The organism is Novosphingobium sp. FG137 (assembly GCF_057809735.1).
Map to the genome: position 1 here is coordinate 24,795 of NZ_JBMDKN010000008.1, position 15,436 is coordinate 40,230.

Annotated in this window: 14 protein-coding genes; 8 read left to right on the top strand and 6 right to left on the bottom strand. The window is 66.1% G+C overall.

Annotation, left to right across the window (positions count from 1 at the left end):
* Nucleotides 1-35: 35 nt before the first annotated feature.
* From ACODS2_RS19635 to ACODS2_RS19650, 4 genes are all read left to right on the top strand, one after another.
* Nucleotides 36-848 carry a division plane positioning ATPase MipZ gene (locus tag ACODS2_RS19635; RefSeq protein ID WP_489000295.1) on the top strand — a complete coding sequence of 271 codons (813 nt, stop codon included), beginning with the start codon at nt 36-38 and terminating at the stop codon, nt 846-848.
* Nucleotides 845-1,141 (top strand): J domain-containing protein, encoded by a 297-nt coding sequence (locus ACODS2_RS19640; protein ID WP_421836573.1) that lies wholly within the window; start codon nt 845-847, stop codon nt 1,139-1,141. The genes ACODS2_RS19635 and ACODS2_RS19640 overlap by 4 nt, the downstream gene beginning before the upstream one ends.
* A gap of 90 nt (nt 1,142-1,231) precedes the next feature.
* The gene (gene pgmG / locus ACODS2_RS19645; protein ID WP_489000296.1) at nt 1,232-2,632 is read left to right on the top strand and encodes a phosphoglucomutase/phosphomannomutase PgmG; all 1,401 of its coding nucleotides are present in this window, start codon (nt 1,232-1,234) and stop codon (nt 2,630-2,632) included.
* Between the two features lie 10 nt (nt 2,633-2,642).
* Nucleotides 2,643-5,081: a ligase-associated DNA damage response DEXH box helicase gene (locus tag ACODS2_RS19650; RefSeq protein WP_489000297.1), complete on the top strand. Its 2,439-nt coding sequence runs from the start codon at nt 2,643-2,645 to the stop codon at nt 5,079-5,081.
* 297 nt (nt 5,082-5,378) lie between these two features.
* Here ACODS2_RS19650 and ACODS2_RS19655 read toward each other — a convergent pair whose 3' ends face one another.
* The 4 genes from ACODS2_RS19655 to ACODS2_RS19670 form a co-directional block, all read right to left on the bottom strand.
* The gene (locus tag ACODS2_RS19655) at nt 5,379-5,810 is read right to left on the bottom strand and encodes an ExbD/TolR family protein (protein ID WP_298168101.1); all 432 of its coding nucleotides are present in this window, start codon (nt 5,808-5,810) and stop codon (nt 5,379-5,381) included.
* A 60-nt stretch (nt 5,811-5,870) separates the two neighbouring features.
* Entirely contained in the window at nt 5,871-6,401 is a 531-nt protein-coding gene (locus ACODS2_RS19660) for an ExbD/TolR family protein (protein ID WP_298168106.1), read from the bottom strand.
* 165 nt (nt 6,402-6,566) lie between these two features.
* The gene (locus tag ACODS2_RS19665) at nt 6,567-7,334 is read right to left on the bottom strand and encodes a MotA/TolQ/ExbB proton channel family protein (protein WP_298168109.1); all 768 of its coding nucleotides are present in this window, start codon (nt 7,332-7,334) and stop codon (nt 6,567-6,569) included.
* Nucleotides 7,335-7,427: 93 nt separating this feature from the next.
* The gene (locus ACODS2_RS19670) at nt 7,428-8,084 is read right to left on the bottom strand and encodes an energy transducer TonB (protein WP_421836568.1); all 657 of its coding nucleotides are present in this window, start codon (nt 8,082-8,084) and stop codon (nt 7,428-7,430) included.
* Nucleotides 8,085-8,548: 464 nt separating this feature from the next.
* On the opposite strand from ACODS2_RS19670, the gene ACODS2_RS19675 reads away from it, so the two are divergent.
* Nucleotides 8,549-9,334 (top strand): hypothetical protein, encoded by a 786-nt coding sequence (locus ACODS2_RS19675; RefSeq protein WP_489000298.1) that lies wholly within the window; start codon nt 8,549-8,551, stop codon nt 9,332-9,334.
* Nucleotides 9,335-9,410: 76 nt separating this feature from the next.
* A complete protein-coding gene (locus ACODS2_RS19680) occupies nt 9,411-10,727 on the top strand; it encodes a homoserine dehydrogenase (protein WP_489000299.1) in 1,317 nt (438 codons plus the stop codon).
* A 47-nt stretch (nt 10,728-10,774) separates the two neighbouring features.
* Here the strand turns inward: ACODS2_RS19680 and ACODS2_RS19685 are convergent, their stop codons facing one another.
* Nucleotides 10,775-11,200 carry a hypothetical protein gene (locus ACODS2_RS19685; protein ID WP_489000300.1) on the bottom strand — a complete coding sequence of 142 codons (426 nt, stop codon included), beginning with the start codon at nt 11,198-11,200 and terminating at the stop codon, nt 10,775-10,777.
* Nucleotides 11,201-11,336: 136 nt separating this feature from the next.
* Here ACODS2_RS19685 and glpX point away from each other — a divergent pair, with 136 nt between their 5' ends.
* Nucleotides 11,337-12,329, top strand: a complete 993-nt coding sequence (gene glpX, locus ACODS2_RS19690) for a class II fructose-bisphosphatase (RefSeq protein WP_298165475.1) — start codon at nt 11,337-11,339, stop codon at nt 12,327-12,329.
* Nucleotides 12,330-12,369: 40 nt separating this feature from the next.
* Nucleotides 12,370-13,515: a serine hydrolase domain-containing protein gene (locus ACODS2_RS19695; protein WP_489000301.1), complete on the top strand. Its 1,146-nt coding sequence runs from the start codon at nt 12,370-12,372 to the stop codon at nt 13,513-13,515.
* A 17-nt stretch (nt 13,516-13,532) separates the two neighbouring features.
* Here ACODS2_RS19695 and ACODS2_RS19700 read toward each other — a convergent pair whose 3' ends face one another.
* Nucleotides 13,533-15,407, bottom strand: a complete 1,875-nt coding sequence (locus ACODS2_RS19700) for a methyl-accepting chemotaxis protein (protein ID WP_489000302.1) — start codon at nt 15,405-15,407, stop codon at nt 13,533-13,535.
* Nucleotides 15,408-15,436 lie beyond the last annotated feature (29 nt).

The window sequence follows — 15,436 nt, forward strand, 5'->3', positions numbered from 1 at the left end:
CAAGGGGGGCCGCACCTCACAGAAAGGATGATCGCTTGCTCGCCGCCCCCTACCGAATCGTCTTCGCCAACGAAAAGGGCGGCACCGGCAAGTCGACCACGGCGGTCCATGTCGCGATCGCGCTGGCCTATCAGGGCGCGCGGGTCGCCGCGATCGATCTCGATTCCCGCCAGCGCACGATGCACCGCTACTTCGAAAACCGCGCCGAAACCATGCGCCGACGCGGCATCACACTGCCAAGCGCAACTTTCGAAGTCTATGACGGCACCAACACCGAAGAGCTTGACGCGCTTGCTGCTCGGCTAGGCGAAAGCCACGATTTCCTCGTGTTCGACACCCCCGGCCGCGACGATCCGCTCGCCCGCCATGTCGCGACCCAGGCCGATACTCTCGTCACCCCGCTCAACGACAGCTTCGTCGATTTCGACCTCATCGGGCAGGTCGACGCGGAGACCTTCAAGGTCCGCCGCCTCTCGTTCTATGCCGAACTGATCTGGGAAGCCCGCAAGAAGCGCGCGATGGCGACGATCAAGGAAGCCCGCAAGGAAATGGACTGGGTCGTCGTGCGCAACCGCACCGGCTATACCGAGGCGCGCAACCAGAAGCGCATCGATCAGGCCCTCATCGAGCTTTCCAAGCGCGTCGGCTTCCGCATCGCCAGTGGCCTGTCCGAACGCGTGATCTACCGCGAACTCTTCCCGAGCGGCCTCACCCTGCTCGACAAAGGCCATCTCGGCGAGCTTGGCACCAGCCACCTGGTTGCGCGGCAGGAACTGCGCACGCTGGTCGCCGGCCTTGCGCTCAAGTTGCCCGAACGCGGCCAGCTTGCGATGGAAGTGGTGCAGTGAAGTTCCTGCTCCTCGCGGCACTTGCCTGCCTCGCTGTGAAGATGCTGGCGGGGCGGTGGCCGTGGGAACTGTGGGGCCCCACAGCAAAGGAAGTGGCCGAGAAGCGCGCGCGCAACCTGCTCGGCCTTCGCGCCGATGCCGGCTACGACGAGATCATCGACGCGCACCGCCGCCTGCTGATGAAGGTCCACCCCGATCGCGGCGGCACCACCGATGGGGTGCACGAAGCCAATGCCGCGCGTGACCTGCTGCTCGCCCGCATTTCCGCGCGCGGCCCGGATGCGCGGGATTGAAGGTTCGGCCATCGCGCCGGCCCACGCCGCCATGTTCGGGGTGAGCGAGATATGCTCAGGTCAGGCTGGTTCCGCGCGGGGCCAGCCGGCATGAGCCACCAGTTCCACCCAAGCATCCTGCGCGAATACGACATTCGCGGGACGATCGGCAAAACGCTCGGCGCCGATGACGCCCATGCTCTTGGCCGCAGCTTCGGCACCCGTGTCCTGCGGGATGGTCGGCGCACCGTGGCTGTCGGTTATGATGGCCGCCTCAGTTCGCCGATGCTGGAAGAGGCGCTGGTGGCAGGGCTCTGTGCCAGCGGCGTCAATGTCCGCCGCATCGGTCTCGGCCCGACACCAATGCTCTACTATGCCGCCGCCTCACTGCCAGAGGTGCAGGATGGCATTCAGATAACTGGCAGCCACAATCCCCCCGATCAGAATGGCTTCAAGGTGGTATTTCGCGGGGGTCCGTTCTTCGGTCCAGATATACTCGATCTCGGCCGCCTCGCCGCCCAAGGGGATTGGGCGCAAGGCGACGGGACGGCCGAGTCCGTCAACATCATGGATGCCTATGTCGAGCGGTTGCTCGCCGGGCTGGAGGGTATCGCGCCAGACGCCGGGAAACACCTCTTCCCCGAGAGCCTGGCCATAGCCTGGGATACCGGCAACGGTGCTGCCGGACCGGTTGTCGAGCGTCTCGTCGCTCGCTTGCCCGGTCGTCATGTCCTGCTGCACACGCATGTTGACGGATTGTTTCCTGGCCATCATCCCGATCCTTCCGTTGAGGCCAATCTTGCCGATCTTAGGCAGGCCGTCGCGCGGGGACGGCTCGACTTCGGATTGGCCTTTGATGGCGACGGCGACCGATTGGGGGTTGTTGACAGCCTGGGCCGCGCGCTGGCGGGCGATCAGCTCCTCATGGTGTTTGCCGAAGATGTGCTGAAAAGGCAGGCAGGCGCGACAGTTATCGCCGATATCAAGGCAAGCGGGGCGCTTTTCGACCGGGTCCGTGCGCTCGGCGGCGAGCCGTTGATATGGAAAACCGGCCACAGCCACATCAAGTCCAAAATGAAGGAGACTGGTGCACTGCTGGGCGGCGAAATGACCGGGCATGTGTTCCTTGCGGACGATTACTACGGGTTCGACGATGCGCTCTACGCCGCGGTGCGCCTGATCGCAGCGACCATCCGCCTCGGTCGCACGGTGACCGAGTTGCGCGATGCCATGCCCGCGCTGGTCAACACGCCCGAGCTCCGGTTCCCGGTGGACGAGACGCGCAAGTTCGCGGTGATCGACGAAGTCCGCGCCCGGCTCGCCGCGCAAGGGGCGGAGATGATCTCCATCGACGGCGTGCGCGTGACGACGCCTCGGGGCTGGTGGCTGCTGCGGGCCTCCAACACCGAGGCGATGCTCACCGCGCGTGCCGAGAGCGAGAGCGAGACAGGCCTCGCTGCGGTGCTCGCTGCCCTCGACGCGCAATTGGCCGCTTCAGGGATAAGGCGCTAGTATCCGCCAGGTGACAGGCGACGCCATCCCTCCCGAGATCGAAGCCTGGTTCACCGGGCGCGGCTGGCGCGTGCGGCGGCATCAGGCAGAAATGCTCGGTGCCGACGATGTCGGGCAGCATGCCTTGCTGGTCGCCGATACCGGCGCGGGCAAGACGCTTGCCGGCTTCCTGCCGACCCTCGCCGCGTTCACGCCTTCGCGCCTTGGCGAGGCCTCGCCGCCCGAGGGACTGCACACGCTCTACGTCTCGCCGCTCAAGGCCCTCGCGCACGACGTGCAGCGCAACCTTCTGACGCCGATCACCGAAATGGGGCTGCCGATCACGGTCGAGACGCGCAGCGGCGATACGCCATCCGATCGCAAGGCCCGCCAGCGCGCGCGGCCGCCGCATGTGCTGTTGACCACGCCCGAATCGCTTTCGCTCCTCCTCAGCTATCCTGAAAGCGCGCAGCTGTTCAGCACATTGCAGCGCGTGGTGATCGATGAGGTCCACGCCTTCGCGACCTCCAAACGCGGCGACCTGCTCGCCCTCGCGCTCACCCGGCTACAGGCGCTGGCGCCGGGGCTGCGCCGCGCCGCGCTCTCTGCCACGCTGGCCAATCCGGAAAGCTTCCGCGCGTGGCTCGCGCCATGGGGCGATCTGGATAGTACCACGCTCGTCGAGGGCGAGGCCGGAGCGCCGGCCGAAGTCGATATCCTCCTGCCCGACGATGGCCAGCGCGTGCCATGGGGCGGGCACGCGGCCGCCTGGGCCGTCCCGCAGCTCTACGAGGCGATCCGCCGCAACCGCACCACGCTGGTCTTCACCAACACGCGGTTCCTTGCTGAATACATCTTCCAGCTGCTGTGGGATGCCAACGAGGACAAGCTCCCCATCGGCATCCACCACGGCTCGCTGTCCAAGGAAGCGCGGCGCAAGGTGGAAGGCGCGATGGCGCGCGGCGAGCTGCGCGCGCTCGTCTGCACCGCAAGTCTCGATCTTGGCGTCGACTGGGGCGATATCGACATGGTGGTGCAGATGGGTGCGCCCAAGGGGTCCTCGCGCCTGCTCCAGCGGATCGGCCGCGCCAACCACCGGCTCGATCAACCCAGCCGCGCCATGCTTGTACCCGGCAACCGGTTCGAGTTCCTCGAAGCCATGGCCGCGCGCGATGCGGTCAATGAAGGCCAGCGCGACGGCGAGGATTTCCGCTCCGGCGGGCTCGATGTGCTCGCCCAGCATGTCATGGCGATTGCTTGCGCAGGGCCGTTTGGCGAGGCGGAGCTGCTGGCCGAAGTCCGGTCATCGTTGGCATATGCCTGGGTTGACGAGGCAATCTGGGAGCGCGTGCTGCAGTTCGTTGCCACGGGCGGCTACGCGCTGCGCGCCTACGACAGGTTCCAGCGGATTGTCCGCCTGAAGGACGGCACATGGCGGCTGACCCACCCGCAGCAGGCCGCGCGTCACCGCCTGAATGCGGGCATCATCGTCGATTCCGAAATGCTCGAAGTGCGCTTCCGCAACGGGCGCTCGCTCGGCAAGGTCGAGGAAAGCTTCGGCGCGGGGCTGAAGCCCGGCGATACCTTCCGTTTTGCCGGGCTGGACCTTGAGGTTGAGGGCGTCCGCGACCTTGAACTGATCGTGCGCGGGGCCAAGTCCGCCGGGCAGATCCCTAGCTACAACGGCGCGCGTATGCCGCTGACCACCCATCTTTCCAACCGCGTGCAGGCCATGCTGGCCGACCGCACAGGCTGGGCGCGCTTCCCTGACGATGTGCGCGAATGGCTTGAAGTGCAGGACTGGCGCAGCCGCCTGCCTGCGCCCGGGGAGCTGCTGGTCGAAAGCTTCCCGCATGGCGGGCGGGCCTACACTGTCTACTATACCTTCGAGGGATGGAATGCGAACCAGTCGCTTGGCATGCTGATCACCCGGCGCATGGAAGATGCGGGCCTCTCGCCAATGGGGTTTGTCGCCAACGACTATGCGCTCGGCGTCTGGGGCCTGCGCCCTGTAAAAGATCCGGCGCGGCTCCTCTCGCCCGATATCCTCACCGAAGAGTTCGTCGAATGGGTGCAGAACTCGTACCTTCTGCGCCGCGCCTTCCGCGAGGTTGCGGTGATCTCCGGCCTCGTCGAGCGCCAGCAGCCGGGTGCTCGCAAGAGCGGGCGGCAAGTCACTTTCTCGACCGACCTGATCTACGATGTGCTGCGCAAGCACGAACCCGAACACCTCCTGCTCGAAGCTGCGTGGGCCGATGCCCGCGCACGGATGACGGATGTAGGCCGGTTGGGCACCCTGCTCGACCGCGCAGCGGCCGAACTGGTCCACGTCGAGCTTGACCGCGTGACGCCGCTCGCCGTGCCGCTGATGGTGATGATCGGGCGCGAGTCTGTGCCAGCGGGTCTGGCCGATGAGGAACTGCTGCTCGAGGCCGAAAGTCTTGCCTCGGCGGCGATGCGGCCAGAGTGAAAGACTGGTTTCGCGCAGAGACGCGGAGACGGATAGTGCGCGGCCTCGCGCAGTGATCGCCGGGATTTTGTGCCATGACCCGTTGCTGCTGGCAGATGATCTGGTGATCCAGATATGCCTGCGCCGCTGGCCACCCGCTCGTACTGACTTCCCTCTGCGCCTCAGCGCCTCTGCGCGAAGCCGTTCACATTGCGAACGCTGCGATCTCTGCGCAGACCTGATTGAAATGGCGCTTCACCACGAAAAAGGGGCGGATTGCTCCGCCCCTTGATCATCTGTGGCTGAGAGCCCGCGTCGTTACTTGCTGAACGTCGCGAAGTTCTCGTTGCCCACGAAGCCGAACTTGCTGACCTTCACCTGGGTGATGATCTTGAGCATGCGGTTCGCGATTTCATACGAGGCATATTCCTCGGGCTGGAACTGCAGTTCCGGCTCGGGGTTCATCGCCTTGGTCGCCTGAAGCAGCGAGACAAGGTTGCCCTCGGTGATCGGCGTGCCGTTCCACAGGATCGTATTCTGCGTCGTCAGCACCAGCTTGTTCTTATCCGTCTTGATCGGCGGATTCGTCGTCGGCGGCTGCGCCTGCGGAAGGTCGATGTTGACCGAGTGGGTGGCCACGGGGATGGTGATGATGAACATGATGAGGAGCACGAGCATGACGTCGATCAGCGGCGTCGTGTTCATTTCCATCATCGGCGAGCCATCGTCTTTGCCGCCGCTCATTGCCATGGGAGGTACTCCTGTCTGGTATCGTGTGCCCGGGTGTCTTCGCGCCAGTGCTGACTAGCGTCAGCCGTTCGGATCAACCGGGGTGGAGATGAAGCCGACCTTGGGATAGCCCGCGATCTGCACGTTGTAGATCGTGCCGGCAACGCACTTCCAGGGGACATTAACGTCGCCGCGGATGTGCACTTCGGGGATCTTGTCGGGCTCCATGTTCTGCGCGCCGCCGGCCCGCTTCACGATCGCATCAAGCCGGTCGAACGCCATCTTGTAGAGTTCGTTGTTATCCACCGGGGTGACGTTGTTGATGTAGACGCGGCAAGTGCCGGTCCGCGAGGAGCCTTCGTAGCCGCCCTGGCCGGGGCTGCGTCCGCCAGCGTCGGTCGAAACGACCGTCACGAGCAGGTTCTCGACCTTGTCCTGCGTCTCTTCGGACGGCAGCACCGGAACCTTGAGTTTTTCGACGGTCTGGATCGCGACCGGAACCGCGATGAGGAAGATGATCAGCAGCACGAGCATCACGTCCACGAGCGGCGTGGTGTTGATGTCCGACATTGGGCGTTCATCGCCGCCCGCGCCGCCTGCAGATATTGCCATTGGTTAGTTCCTATCCGATCTTTCCACGGTGAACCGGGTCTTTGCTGGCTTTTTGGAGCCATCGCAGCCCCGGCTGGAACCCGCGTTGTTCCCGAGGAGGGGTGGCAGGCCAGCTCGTTAGAGAATGGCCCACCGATCCCATCTTCGCCTCCGCGTATTCGGGCCTTACTTCTTGGCCGGTGCCGCAGCCGGAGCGGCGGGCTTGGCAGCCGGAGCAGCCGGGACGGCAGGCTTGACCACGCCCTTCGAGGCGAGGTTGGCGAGCACGTCGGTGCTGAAGCCGGTCAGCAGTTCGGCGATGCGCTTGTTGCGGGCCTGCAGGTAGTTGTAGGCGAGCACTGCGGGAACCGCGACGAGCAGACCGAGCGCGGTCATGATCAGTGCTTCACCGACCGGACCCGCGACCTTGTCGATCGAGGCCGAACCGGCGATGCCGATGTTGATGAGCGCGCCGTAGATGCCGACCACGGTACCGAACAGACCGATGAACGGCGAGGTTGCACCGACGGTCGCGAGGAACGGCAGACCGCCAGCGAGCTTCGCGTTGATCGAGGCTTCCGAGCGGGCCAGCGAGCTGTGCATCCAGTCGTGGCTCTCGGATTCGTCCATCTTGCCGGCCGCGTCTTCAGCCGAAAGGCCGTCGTCGACGATCTGGCGCCAGGCCGAGTTCTTCTCGAGCTTCGAAGCGCCTTCACGCAGGCCGGCGGCGCGCCAGAACCCTGCAAGCGACTGGTGCTGCTTGAGCACCTTGGACTGCTCGGCCCACTTGGTGAAGAGGATGAAGAACGAACCGACCGACATGAACACCAGAATGGTGAAGGTCGAGAGCGGGATCCAGGCGGGCTTGCCGCCGGGGAACAGAACTTCCGCGATACCAAACTTGTTCTGGGGCGCGGCAGTAGCGGCAGCTGCGGCGAGCGTGTGGATGAGCATTCGGGTCTTCCTCTTCAAAATTTCGTACAAAGGGTCAAAAAGATAAGCTCGAGCGTCGCGGCCCTCCCCAAAGGAAAGGCCGCGCCAATCAGATCAGTCCTTCGGGATCACCCACCGGATCGAATTTGTGTACGAACCGGATGTGGGATTGCCTTCACCGTCGGTCGCCGGCGCAAAGCGGGCGCGGCGGCGGACGTTGTCGCACGTCGCCTGATCGAGATCGGGGCTGCCGCTCGACTTGGTGATTTCGCAGGACGTGACCTTACCGTCGGTACCAACGGACACGCGGAACCCGGTAACGCCTTCACGCTCTTCACGCAGGGCGCGCGAAGGATAGTCGTTCGACGTAGCCCAGTTGCCGGGGCTGCCCTTCGGAGCCGGGCCTTTCGGCTGGAACTTGGGCGGCGGCGGCGGCGGCGGCGGAGGCGGCGCAGCGGTCGTGAACACCGGAGCCGGAGGCGGCGCCTGAGTCACGGTTTCGATCTGCGGCGCAGGCGCGTTGAAGGTGATCGGGGGCGGCGGCGCCACAATGGGCGGCGGCGGCTGATCCTTCGGCGGCGGCGGCGGGGGCGGCGTCTCCGGCGGCTTTTCTTCCTCGATGTTGACCGCCGAGGTCACCTCTTTGACCTTCTTGTACGCCTCGTAAGCCAGCCCCGTTACCAGAGCGTAGCCCAAGCCGACGTGAAGGATCGCAACGATGATGAGCGCGGTGATCTTGTTACCGCTCATCTGTTGGTCAGCGTATGCCATTCAGCTCCAAAACTCCTGATACTCCGCAAACGACTGACATCCGGTGGATGCCTACGTTTACGGAATCGCGCATGGAATCACCCATCCAGCGCGATTGGCCAATCCAGCGATTTCATTCCACCCTGCCGGCAAACCGGACCGCCGACATCGGGTGCAAGGAACCCGGCGGCGGCTTTTGCGGGCTTTCATTGTTGAAATCCCCGACAACGGCGAGCTTTAACGCCGAAGCCAAAGGCGCGCAAATGCTTTATCGGTTAACCTTCAATTCACGGTTTCGCTGCCTGAAACGCGTCTTGGCACCGCCGCCATCGCCTTTCGGCGCCAGCGATTCTAAGGATCACCGCATGCCCCGCACCAGATGCTCCCGCCGGAAACACGCTTCCCTCCCCATGTGGGCCCGGTTGCTCGCAGCCGCCGCGCTCAGCCTTGGCAGCGCTGCGGCAAGCCACGGACAGGAAACAACTTTGTCTGTTTCCATGGCGCCGGGGCTGGAGGCCGATCCGGACCTGACATACGCCGATCTTGTCGATCTCGCCCTGTCCGCGCAGGTCGTGGCGCGTGCCGAAGTGCGCAAGGCCGTGCGGCTCAAGCCCGAGGAAGCACCTGGCCTGCCCGCCGGTCGCGCCCGGCTCTATGTGGAGGCCCGCACGCAGGCGCTGCTGATCGGCGAAAACCTTGGCGAATCGATCCGGTTTCTCGCCGATGTTCCGCTCGATGCGCGCGGCAAGCCGCCCAGACTTAACAAGGCGCAAGTGCTCGTACTGGCCCGCCCAGTGCCCGACCGACCGGGCGAGCTCCAGCTTGTCGCGCCCGATGCCATGCTGGTGCTCACCCCCGCTCGCGAAGCCACATTGCGCGCGATTCTGACCGAGACCTCGCGGCCCGATGCTCCGCCCGCGATCACCGCAGTGCGCGAGGCGCTGCACGTCGCCGGCAACCTCGCGGGCGAGGGGGAAACCCAGCTTTTCCTTGGTACGGCAACCGGCGCGCCAGTCTCGATCTCGGTGCTCCGGCGTCCCGGCCAGCCGACGACATGGGGTGTGAGCTTCACCGAAATCGTCGATTCGGCGGCGCACGCACCGCTTCCCGCGACGCTTGCGTGGTATCGCCTCGCCTGCGGGCTGCCCGGCCGACTGCCTGAGCGCGCGAATATCTCCGCCACGCTGGCCGACCGGCGAATCGCTGCGGAAGACTATGCCCAGGTGATGGCCGATCTCGGCCCCTGCGCCCGCAAGCGCGGGGCACCCTGATCCACACTCACCACCGGCGGTTGCGAGGGCGGATCAGCTACCCTAAGGCGCACCATAAGATTTTACGGGGATCATCATGAGCGAACCTTTGCGCATCGCGCTGGCCGGTCTTGGCACCGTCGGAGGCGGCGTCATCCGCCTGCTTGAAGCCAACGCAGGCCTCATTGCGCGCCGTGCGGGCCGTCCGATCACGATCAGCGCGATCAGCGCGCGCAACCGCAGCAAGGACCGCGGTGTCGATCTCTCGTCCTACGCTTGGGAAGACGACATGGTGATCCTCGGCGAGCGGCCCGATGTCGACGTCGTCGTCGAGCTCGTCGGCGGCGCCGATGGCCCGGCGCTCGCCCTCGCGCGCACCACGTTCGAGGCGGGCAAGGCGCTGGTGACCGCCAACAAGGCGATGGTCGCGCATCACGGGCTCGAACTCGCTACCAAGGCCGAGGCCGCGAAAGTCGCCTTCAAGTTCGAAGCGGCGGTGGCGGGCGGCATCCCGGTGATCAAGGCGCTCAAGGAAGGCGCGGCGGCCAACTACATCGACCGCATCTACGGCATCCTCAACGGCACCTGCAATTACATCCTCTCGACCATGGAGGACACCGGCCGCGATTTCGCCGATGTTCTGGCTGAAGCGCAGGCCAAGGGCTATGCCGAAAGCGACCCCACGTTCGACATCGACGGCATCGATGCGGCGCACAAGCTGGCGATTCTCTCCAGCATCGCCTTCGGCACGGCGGTGGATTTCAAGCCGGTTGCTGCCACCGGCATTCGCCGCGTGCTCGCCGCCGATATCGCGCAGGCCGATGCGCTGGGCTATTATATCCGCTTGATCGGCATGGCTGAAACCGCCGTCGACGAGGCTGGCCAGCGCAGGCTGTTCCAGCGGGTCCATCCGATGCTGGTCCACCGCGACCACCCGCTCGCCCATGTCGATGGGGCAACCAATGCGGTCGTGGCGGAAGGCAATTTCGTCGGCCGCCTGCTGTTCCAGGGCGCGGGCGCGGGCGATGGCCCGACCGCAAGCGCCGTGGTGGCCGACCTTATCGACATTGCGCGCGGCGATATCGGCGCGCCGTTCTCTATCCCGGCGGCAGAGCTCGAAATGGCCGCGCCGGCCGATAGCGGCCACCGCACCGGCAAGGCCTACCTCCGCTTCACCGTGGCCGACCGCCCCGGCGTGCTGGCCGAGATCACCGCCGCAATGCGCGATGCCGGGGTTTCGATCGAAAGCCTGATCCAGAAGGGCCGCGCGGCCTTAGGCAGCGCGGATCAGGTACTGGTCGCCATGGTCACGCACGAAGGCCCCGAAAGCGCGATTGCCGAGGCGCTGCGCCTGCTCGATGGCTCCCCCAGCCTCGGCGCACCGCCATTGGTGATGCACATCCTCGAGGATTGACCCGCCATGGCCGGAGCCTTGAGTGATCGGGCGACCCCGAATCTGCCCTAAGGCGCCCGAATCTCCCCGCGCGCGATCCTGTCGGCATCCGAATCGGGCGGCGCTTCGGGCAGCTTGGTGATGTCGAAAAAGTACATCGGCGTTGGTGCCGAACCGAAGCCGATGCAGCCCCTGCTGCAATCGCGCAGGCCGCTGACATTGGGCGCACGCGGCAGGCCATCGTTGGTGGAGCGCGCCGAATCGAGCTGATCTCGCAGCGGCAGACGCTCCTTCTCGTTCGCCTCACGGCCGCCGCAGACGACAATCGCGCCGTCCGGGCCAGCCTTTTCGCATTTCTTGGGCTGGCCTGCGGTGAGCAGCCGCTGGGCGATCTGCGCATTGCTGTCAGTATCCCCCGAATCCGTCGGCGCAGCCGCGCTTGCGGCGGGTGCTTGTGCCGCGTCCGCCGCCGGCGCCGATTGCGCACGGGCCATCCCCATTGCAAGGAACGACAGGTTTACGCATAGGAATGCGCGAAACGCGCGTCTGTATAGTATTCCGCGCCTCGACAACCCTGCATCCTCCCGTCTAGGGCAGGGCAGCTTCCGCCAATGAGCCTCAGGAGTCAACGTGACCGACATCCGACCCGCACCAGCCGCCTCGCAGGTACTTGACCGCGTCCTCGTCCTCGAGATGGTCCGCGTTACCGAGGCGGCCGCCATCGGGGCCTCGCGGCTGATCGGCCGCGGCGACGAGAAGGCTGCCGATGCCGCTGCGGTGGAAGCCATGCGCGCCGCCTTCAACGAACTCTACATGGACGGCACCGTGGTGATCGGTGAGGGTGAGCGCGACGAGGCGCCGATGCTCTACATCGGCGAGAAGGTTGGTGCCGCGCCCGGCAAGGGCCCGAAGATCGACATCGCGCTCGATCCGCTCGAGGGCACCACGATCACCGCCAAGGCCGGCCCGAACGCACTTGCCGTGCTGGCCGTCGCCGAAGAGGGCGGTCTGCTCAATGCGCCCGACGTCTACATGGAAAAGCTCGCAGTCGGTCCCGGCTATCCCGACGGCATCATCGATCTCAACCGCACGGCGGGCGAAAACGTGTGCGCCGTCGCCAAGGCCAAGGGCGTTGATCCCAGCGACATCATCGTCTGCGTGCTCGACCGGCCGCGCCATGCCGAACTCATCGCCGAACTGCGTGCGCTGGGTTGCGGCATCAGCCTGATCCCCGATGGTGACGTGGCGGGCGTGATCGCGGTGACCAACGAGGACACCGGCATCGATCTCTACATGGGCACCGGCGGCGCGCCCGAGGGCGTGCTTGCGGCAGCTGCGCTGCGCTGCGTCGGCGGGCAGTTCAAGGGCCGTCTGCTGTTCCGCAACGAGGACGAGAAGTCCCGCGCGCGCAAATGGGGCATCACCGACCTCAACAAGGTCTATGATCTCAAGGAACTCGCCAAGGGCGACTGCATCTTCGCCGCGACCGGCGTGACCGATGGTTCGTTGCTCGCGGGCGTCAAGATCAACAAGAGCGGGGTGATGACGACCGAAAGCGTCGTGATGCGCGCCAGCTCGGGCACGGTCCGCTGGGTCAAGGGCGAGCACCGCAAGCCGCGCTGATTGCCCCGCAGAAGGGCAGCACAACACGAGAGGACCGGACATGAAGGGCATCGCTGAATTCGAGGCCGCGGTAGCGGCTGCAAACCTGCCGGGCGCGGTGGCCCTGATCACCGACAGCAAGGACACCCGCTATGCCCGCGCCTTCGGGCAGGCGGATGCGGTAAACGGCGTGCCGATGCGCGAGGACACGCTGTTCCAGATCGCCTCGATGACCAAGGCGCTCACCAGCGTCGCGGTGCTGCAGTTGGTCGAACGCGGCAAGCTCGATCTCGACGCGCCGGTCGGGCCGATCCTCCCCGAGCTCGCCGAGCCGCAAGTGCTGGACGGCTTCGATGCGGACGGCAAGCCGATCCTGCGCCCGGCCGCGTCACCCGTCACGCTGCGCCACTTGCTGCTCCACACCTCCGGCTGCGGCTATACCTTCATGAACGCCGACCTGCTGCGCCATGCCATGGCCACCGGCAAGATGGCAGCGGGCAAGCGCGCCAGCCTCGACCTGCCGCTGATGTTCGATCCGGGCACGAACTGGCAGTACGGCGTCGGGATCGACTGGGCAGGCCTTGCCGTCGAAGCGGTGACCGGCATGACGCTCGGCGAATGGTTCGAGAAAGAGATCACCGGGCCGCTGGGCATGACGCAGACCCGCTTCCGCGACTCCTGGGATGCCAATGAGGCGCAAGTCCATGTGCGCGAAGCCGAAGGCGGCTTCAAGACGCAGGGCATGGTGCTCGGCGGCGGCGAGTATCACAACGGCGGCGGCGGCCTGTCCTCGACCGCCGGTGATTACGCACGCTTCCTGCGCATGATCCTGCGCGGCGGCGAGCTCGACGGGGTTCGCGTGCTCTCTCCGGATATGGCCCGGATCGCGCGCGAGGATGCACTCCCCGCGCAGCTCTCGGCGGGCGAGATGACCACCGCGATGCCAAGCTTTGCCAGCGCGTTCGACCCGCTTCCCGGCCAGCGCGGCGGCTGGACCCTCGGCGGATTCCTCGTCAACACCGAGACCGGCCCCGCTGGCCGGTCGCCGGGCAGCTTGCACTGGGCCGGCATCTTCAACTGCTACTACTGGATCGATACCGATCGCGATCTCGCCGGCGTCATCCTCGCGCAAGTCGCACCGTTCGCGGATCCAGGCGTGCTCGAAAGCTTTGCCGCGCTTGAACGGATGGCCTGCGAGAACGCTTGAGCGGGGGCCTGATCCGATCAGCTCGCCAGCGCGAGCGGCTGCGGCGCGGGCCGATTCTCGACCGCGGACTTGCGCCGTATCGCATCGGGGGCGGCAAGCGCCGCCGGCCGGCGCGCCACATCGCGCGTGCGGAAGGTGGCGACCAGTTCGTTGAGGCGGACGGCTTCGGCAGCAAGGCTGCGTGTCGCCGCCGTGGATTGCTCGACCATTGCCGCGTTCTGCTGGGTCATCCGGTCCATTTCGCCCATCGCTGCATTGATCTGGCTGAGGTTGGCTGCCTGACGTGTCGCCGATCCGGCGATATTGCCGGTCAGCGAGCCGATCTCGCCGATTCGCCGCACGATCGCCTCAAGCCGGGTCCCACTTTCGCGCACCAGCTCGACGCCCGCGCCGACCTGCTCGCCGCTGGCGGTGATCAGCGCCTTGATGCTCTGCGCCGCATCGGCGCTGCGCTGGGCGAGCGCGCGCACTTCGGTGGCGACGACGGCAAAGCCCTTGCCTGCCTCCCCGGCACGTGCAGCCTCGACCCCCGCATTGAGCGCGAGCAAGTTGGTCTGAAACGCGATCCCGTCGATCACGCTGATGATCTGGCCGATTTCCTGCGCGGATTGCTCGATCGCAGCCATGGCTTCGATCGCGCGGCGCACGACGTCGCCGCCCTCGCCTGCCTCGCGGTCGGCCTGGGTGATGGTCTGGCTAACCGCCTGCGCCCCGTTCGCGGTTTCGTGGACGATGCCGGTCACCGCGTCCATCGCCCGCGCCGTCTCGGCAATGCGCGCGGCCTGGGCTTCATTGCGCTGCGCCAGATCTTGCGAGGCAGCGCCGATCTCGGAAATACTGCCCTTCACGCTTGCCGTGCCGACCCGCACGATCCGCAGCGCTTCCGCCAGTGAGGACACCGCCGCGTTGTAGTTTTCGCGCAGCAGTTCGTAGGCAGGGGGGAACGGCTCATCCAACTGGTGCTCCAGATCCTTGGCCGCGAGCCGGGCCAGCCCGTTTGAAAGTGCGGTGACCACTGCGGCCTGCTCGGTGGAGGCCAGGCGGCGCCCTTCCTCGGCCTCGCGGAAGACGCGCATGGCGCGGGCGACCATGCCGATTTCGTCTGCCCGCTCGATACCTGCGATGGCGACATTCGTATCGCCGTCCGCCATGCGCTGCATCGTCGTCGCCGTCTCGACCAGCGGCAAGACCAGCAGCTTCTGCGCGGCGCGTGCGCTCCACAGGATCAGCCCCAGCATCGCCAGCGCCAGCGCGGCCAGTCCGGACAGTGCGAGGCCGATTCGCCCGGCGTTGGTGCGGGCAGTCTCGGTGCTGTAGGTCCGGCTGAGCGCCACGATGCTGCGCACCTGCTCGCGCTGCACGCGATAGATCGGCGCGATATCCATCGAAAACGCCTCGCCCATCGCAGCGCGATTGCCGCTCTTCACGGCGGGCAGGAACTTGCTGTCCATGATCTGCCAGAACTTCTCGGCCGCCGCGATCGTGTCATTGAGCGGTTGGCGCAGTTGCTCCGGGACCGGCGCAGTCTTCCAGTAAGTCTTGCGCGCTTCGAACTCGGCGTGCTCGTCCTTGAGCTCGCTGAGATAGGGACCCGCCCGGTCGGGATCGTGCACGATCAGCGCGGCATTGAGATAGGGCTCGACCACGAAGGCCGGCGGCGGCAGCACGTCGGCGAGAATCTCGGCCTGGAGTGCGCTGTCCTGGGTCATCGGGCCATCGGCGCGGATGGCGTAGACCACAGCCGAGGCGAGTGCGATGAGCGCGAGCAGCATGCCGATGAGAAGCCGCGCGCCGCGGCGTGCCTTGTCACTTAGCTTGATGCCGCTGAGCTTGACGCCGCTGAGCATGCCAGAGGACTCCGATAGCGGATCGCCGGAGGGGGCGTCCGTCACGCGGTTCCTATTGGCCAAGCCCTTGCAAC

Coding starts and splice junctions, on each gene's coding strand:
- ACODS2_RS19685 (WP_489000300.1), bottom strand. CDS start 11,200: ATGGCCCGTGCGCAATCGGCGCCGGCGGCGGACGCGGCACAAGCACCC.
- ACODS2_RS19655 (WP_298168101.1), bottom strand. CDS start 5,810: ATGGCAATGAGCGGCGGCAAAGACGATGGCTCGCCGATGATGGAAATG.
- ACODS2_RS19660 (WP_298168106.1), bottom strand. CDS start 6,401: ATGGCAATATCTGCAGGCGGCGCGGGCGGCGATGAACGCCCAATGTCG.
- ACODS2_RS19680 (WP_489000299.1), top strand. CDS start 9,411: ATGAGCGAACCTTTGCGCATCGCGCTGGCCGGTCTTGGCACCGTCGGA.
- ACODS2_RS19665 (WP_298168109.1), bottom strand. CDS start 7,334: ATGCTCATCCACACGCTCGCCGCAGCTGCCGCTACTGCCGCGCCCCAG.
- ACODS2_RS19670 (WP_421836568.1), bottom strand. CDS start 8,084: ATGGCATACGCTGACCAACAGATGAGCGGTAACAAGATCACCGCGCTC.
- ACODS2_RS19695 (WP_489000301.1), top strand. CDS start 12,370: ATGAAGGGCATCGCTGAATTCGAGGCCGCGGTAGCGGCTGCAAACCTG.
- pgmG (WP_489000296.1), top strand. CDS start 1,232: ATGAGCCACCAGTTCCACCCAAGCATCCTGCGCGAATACGACATTCGC.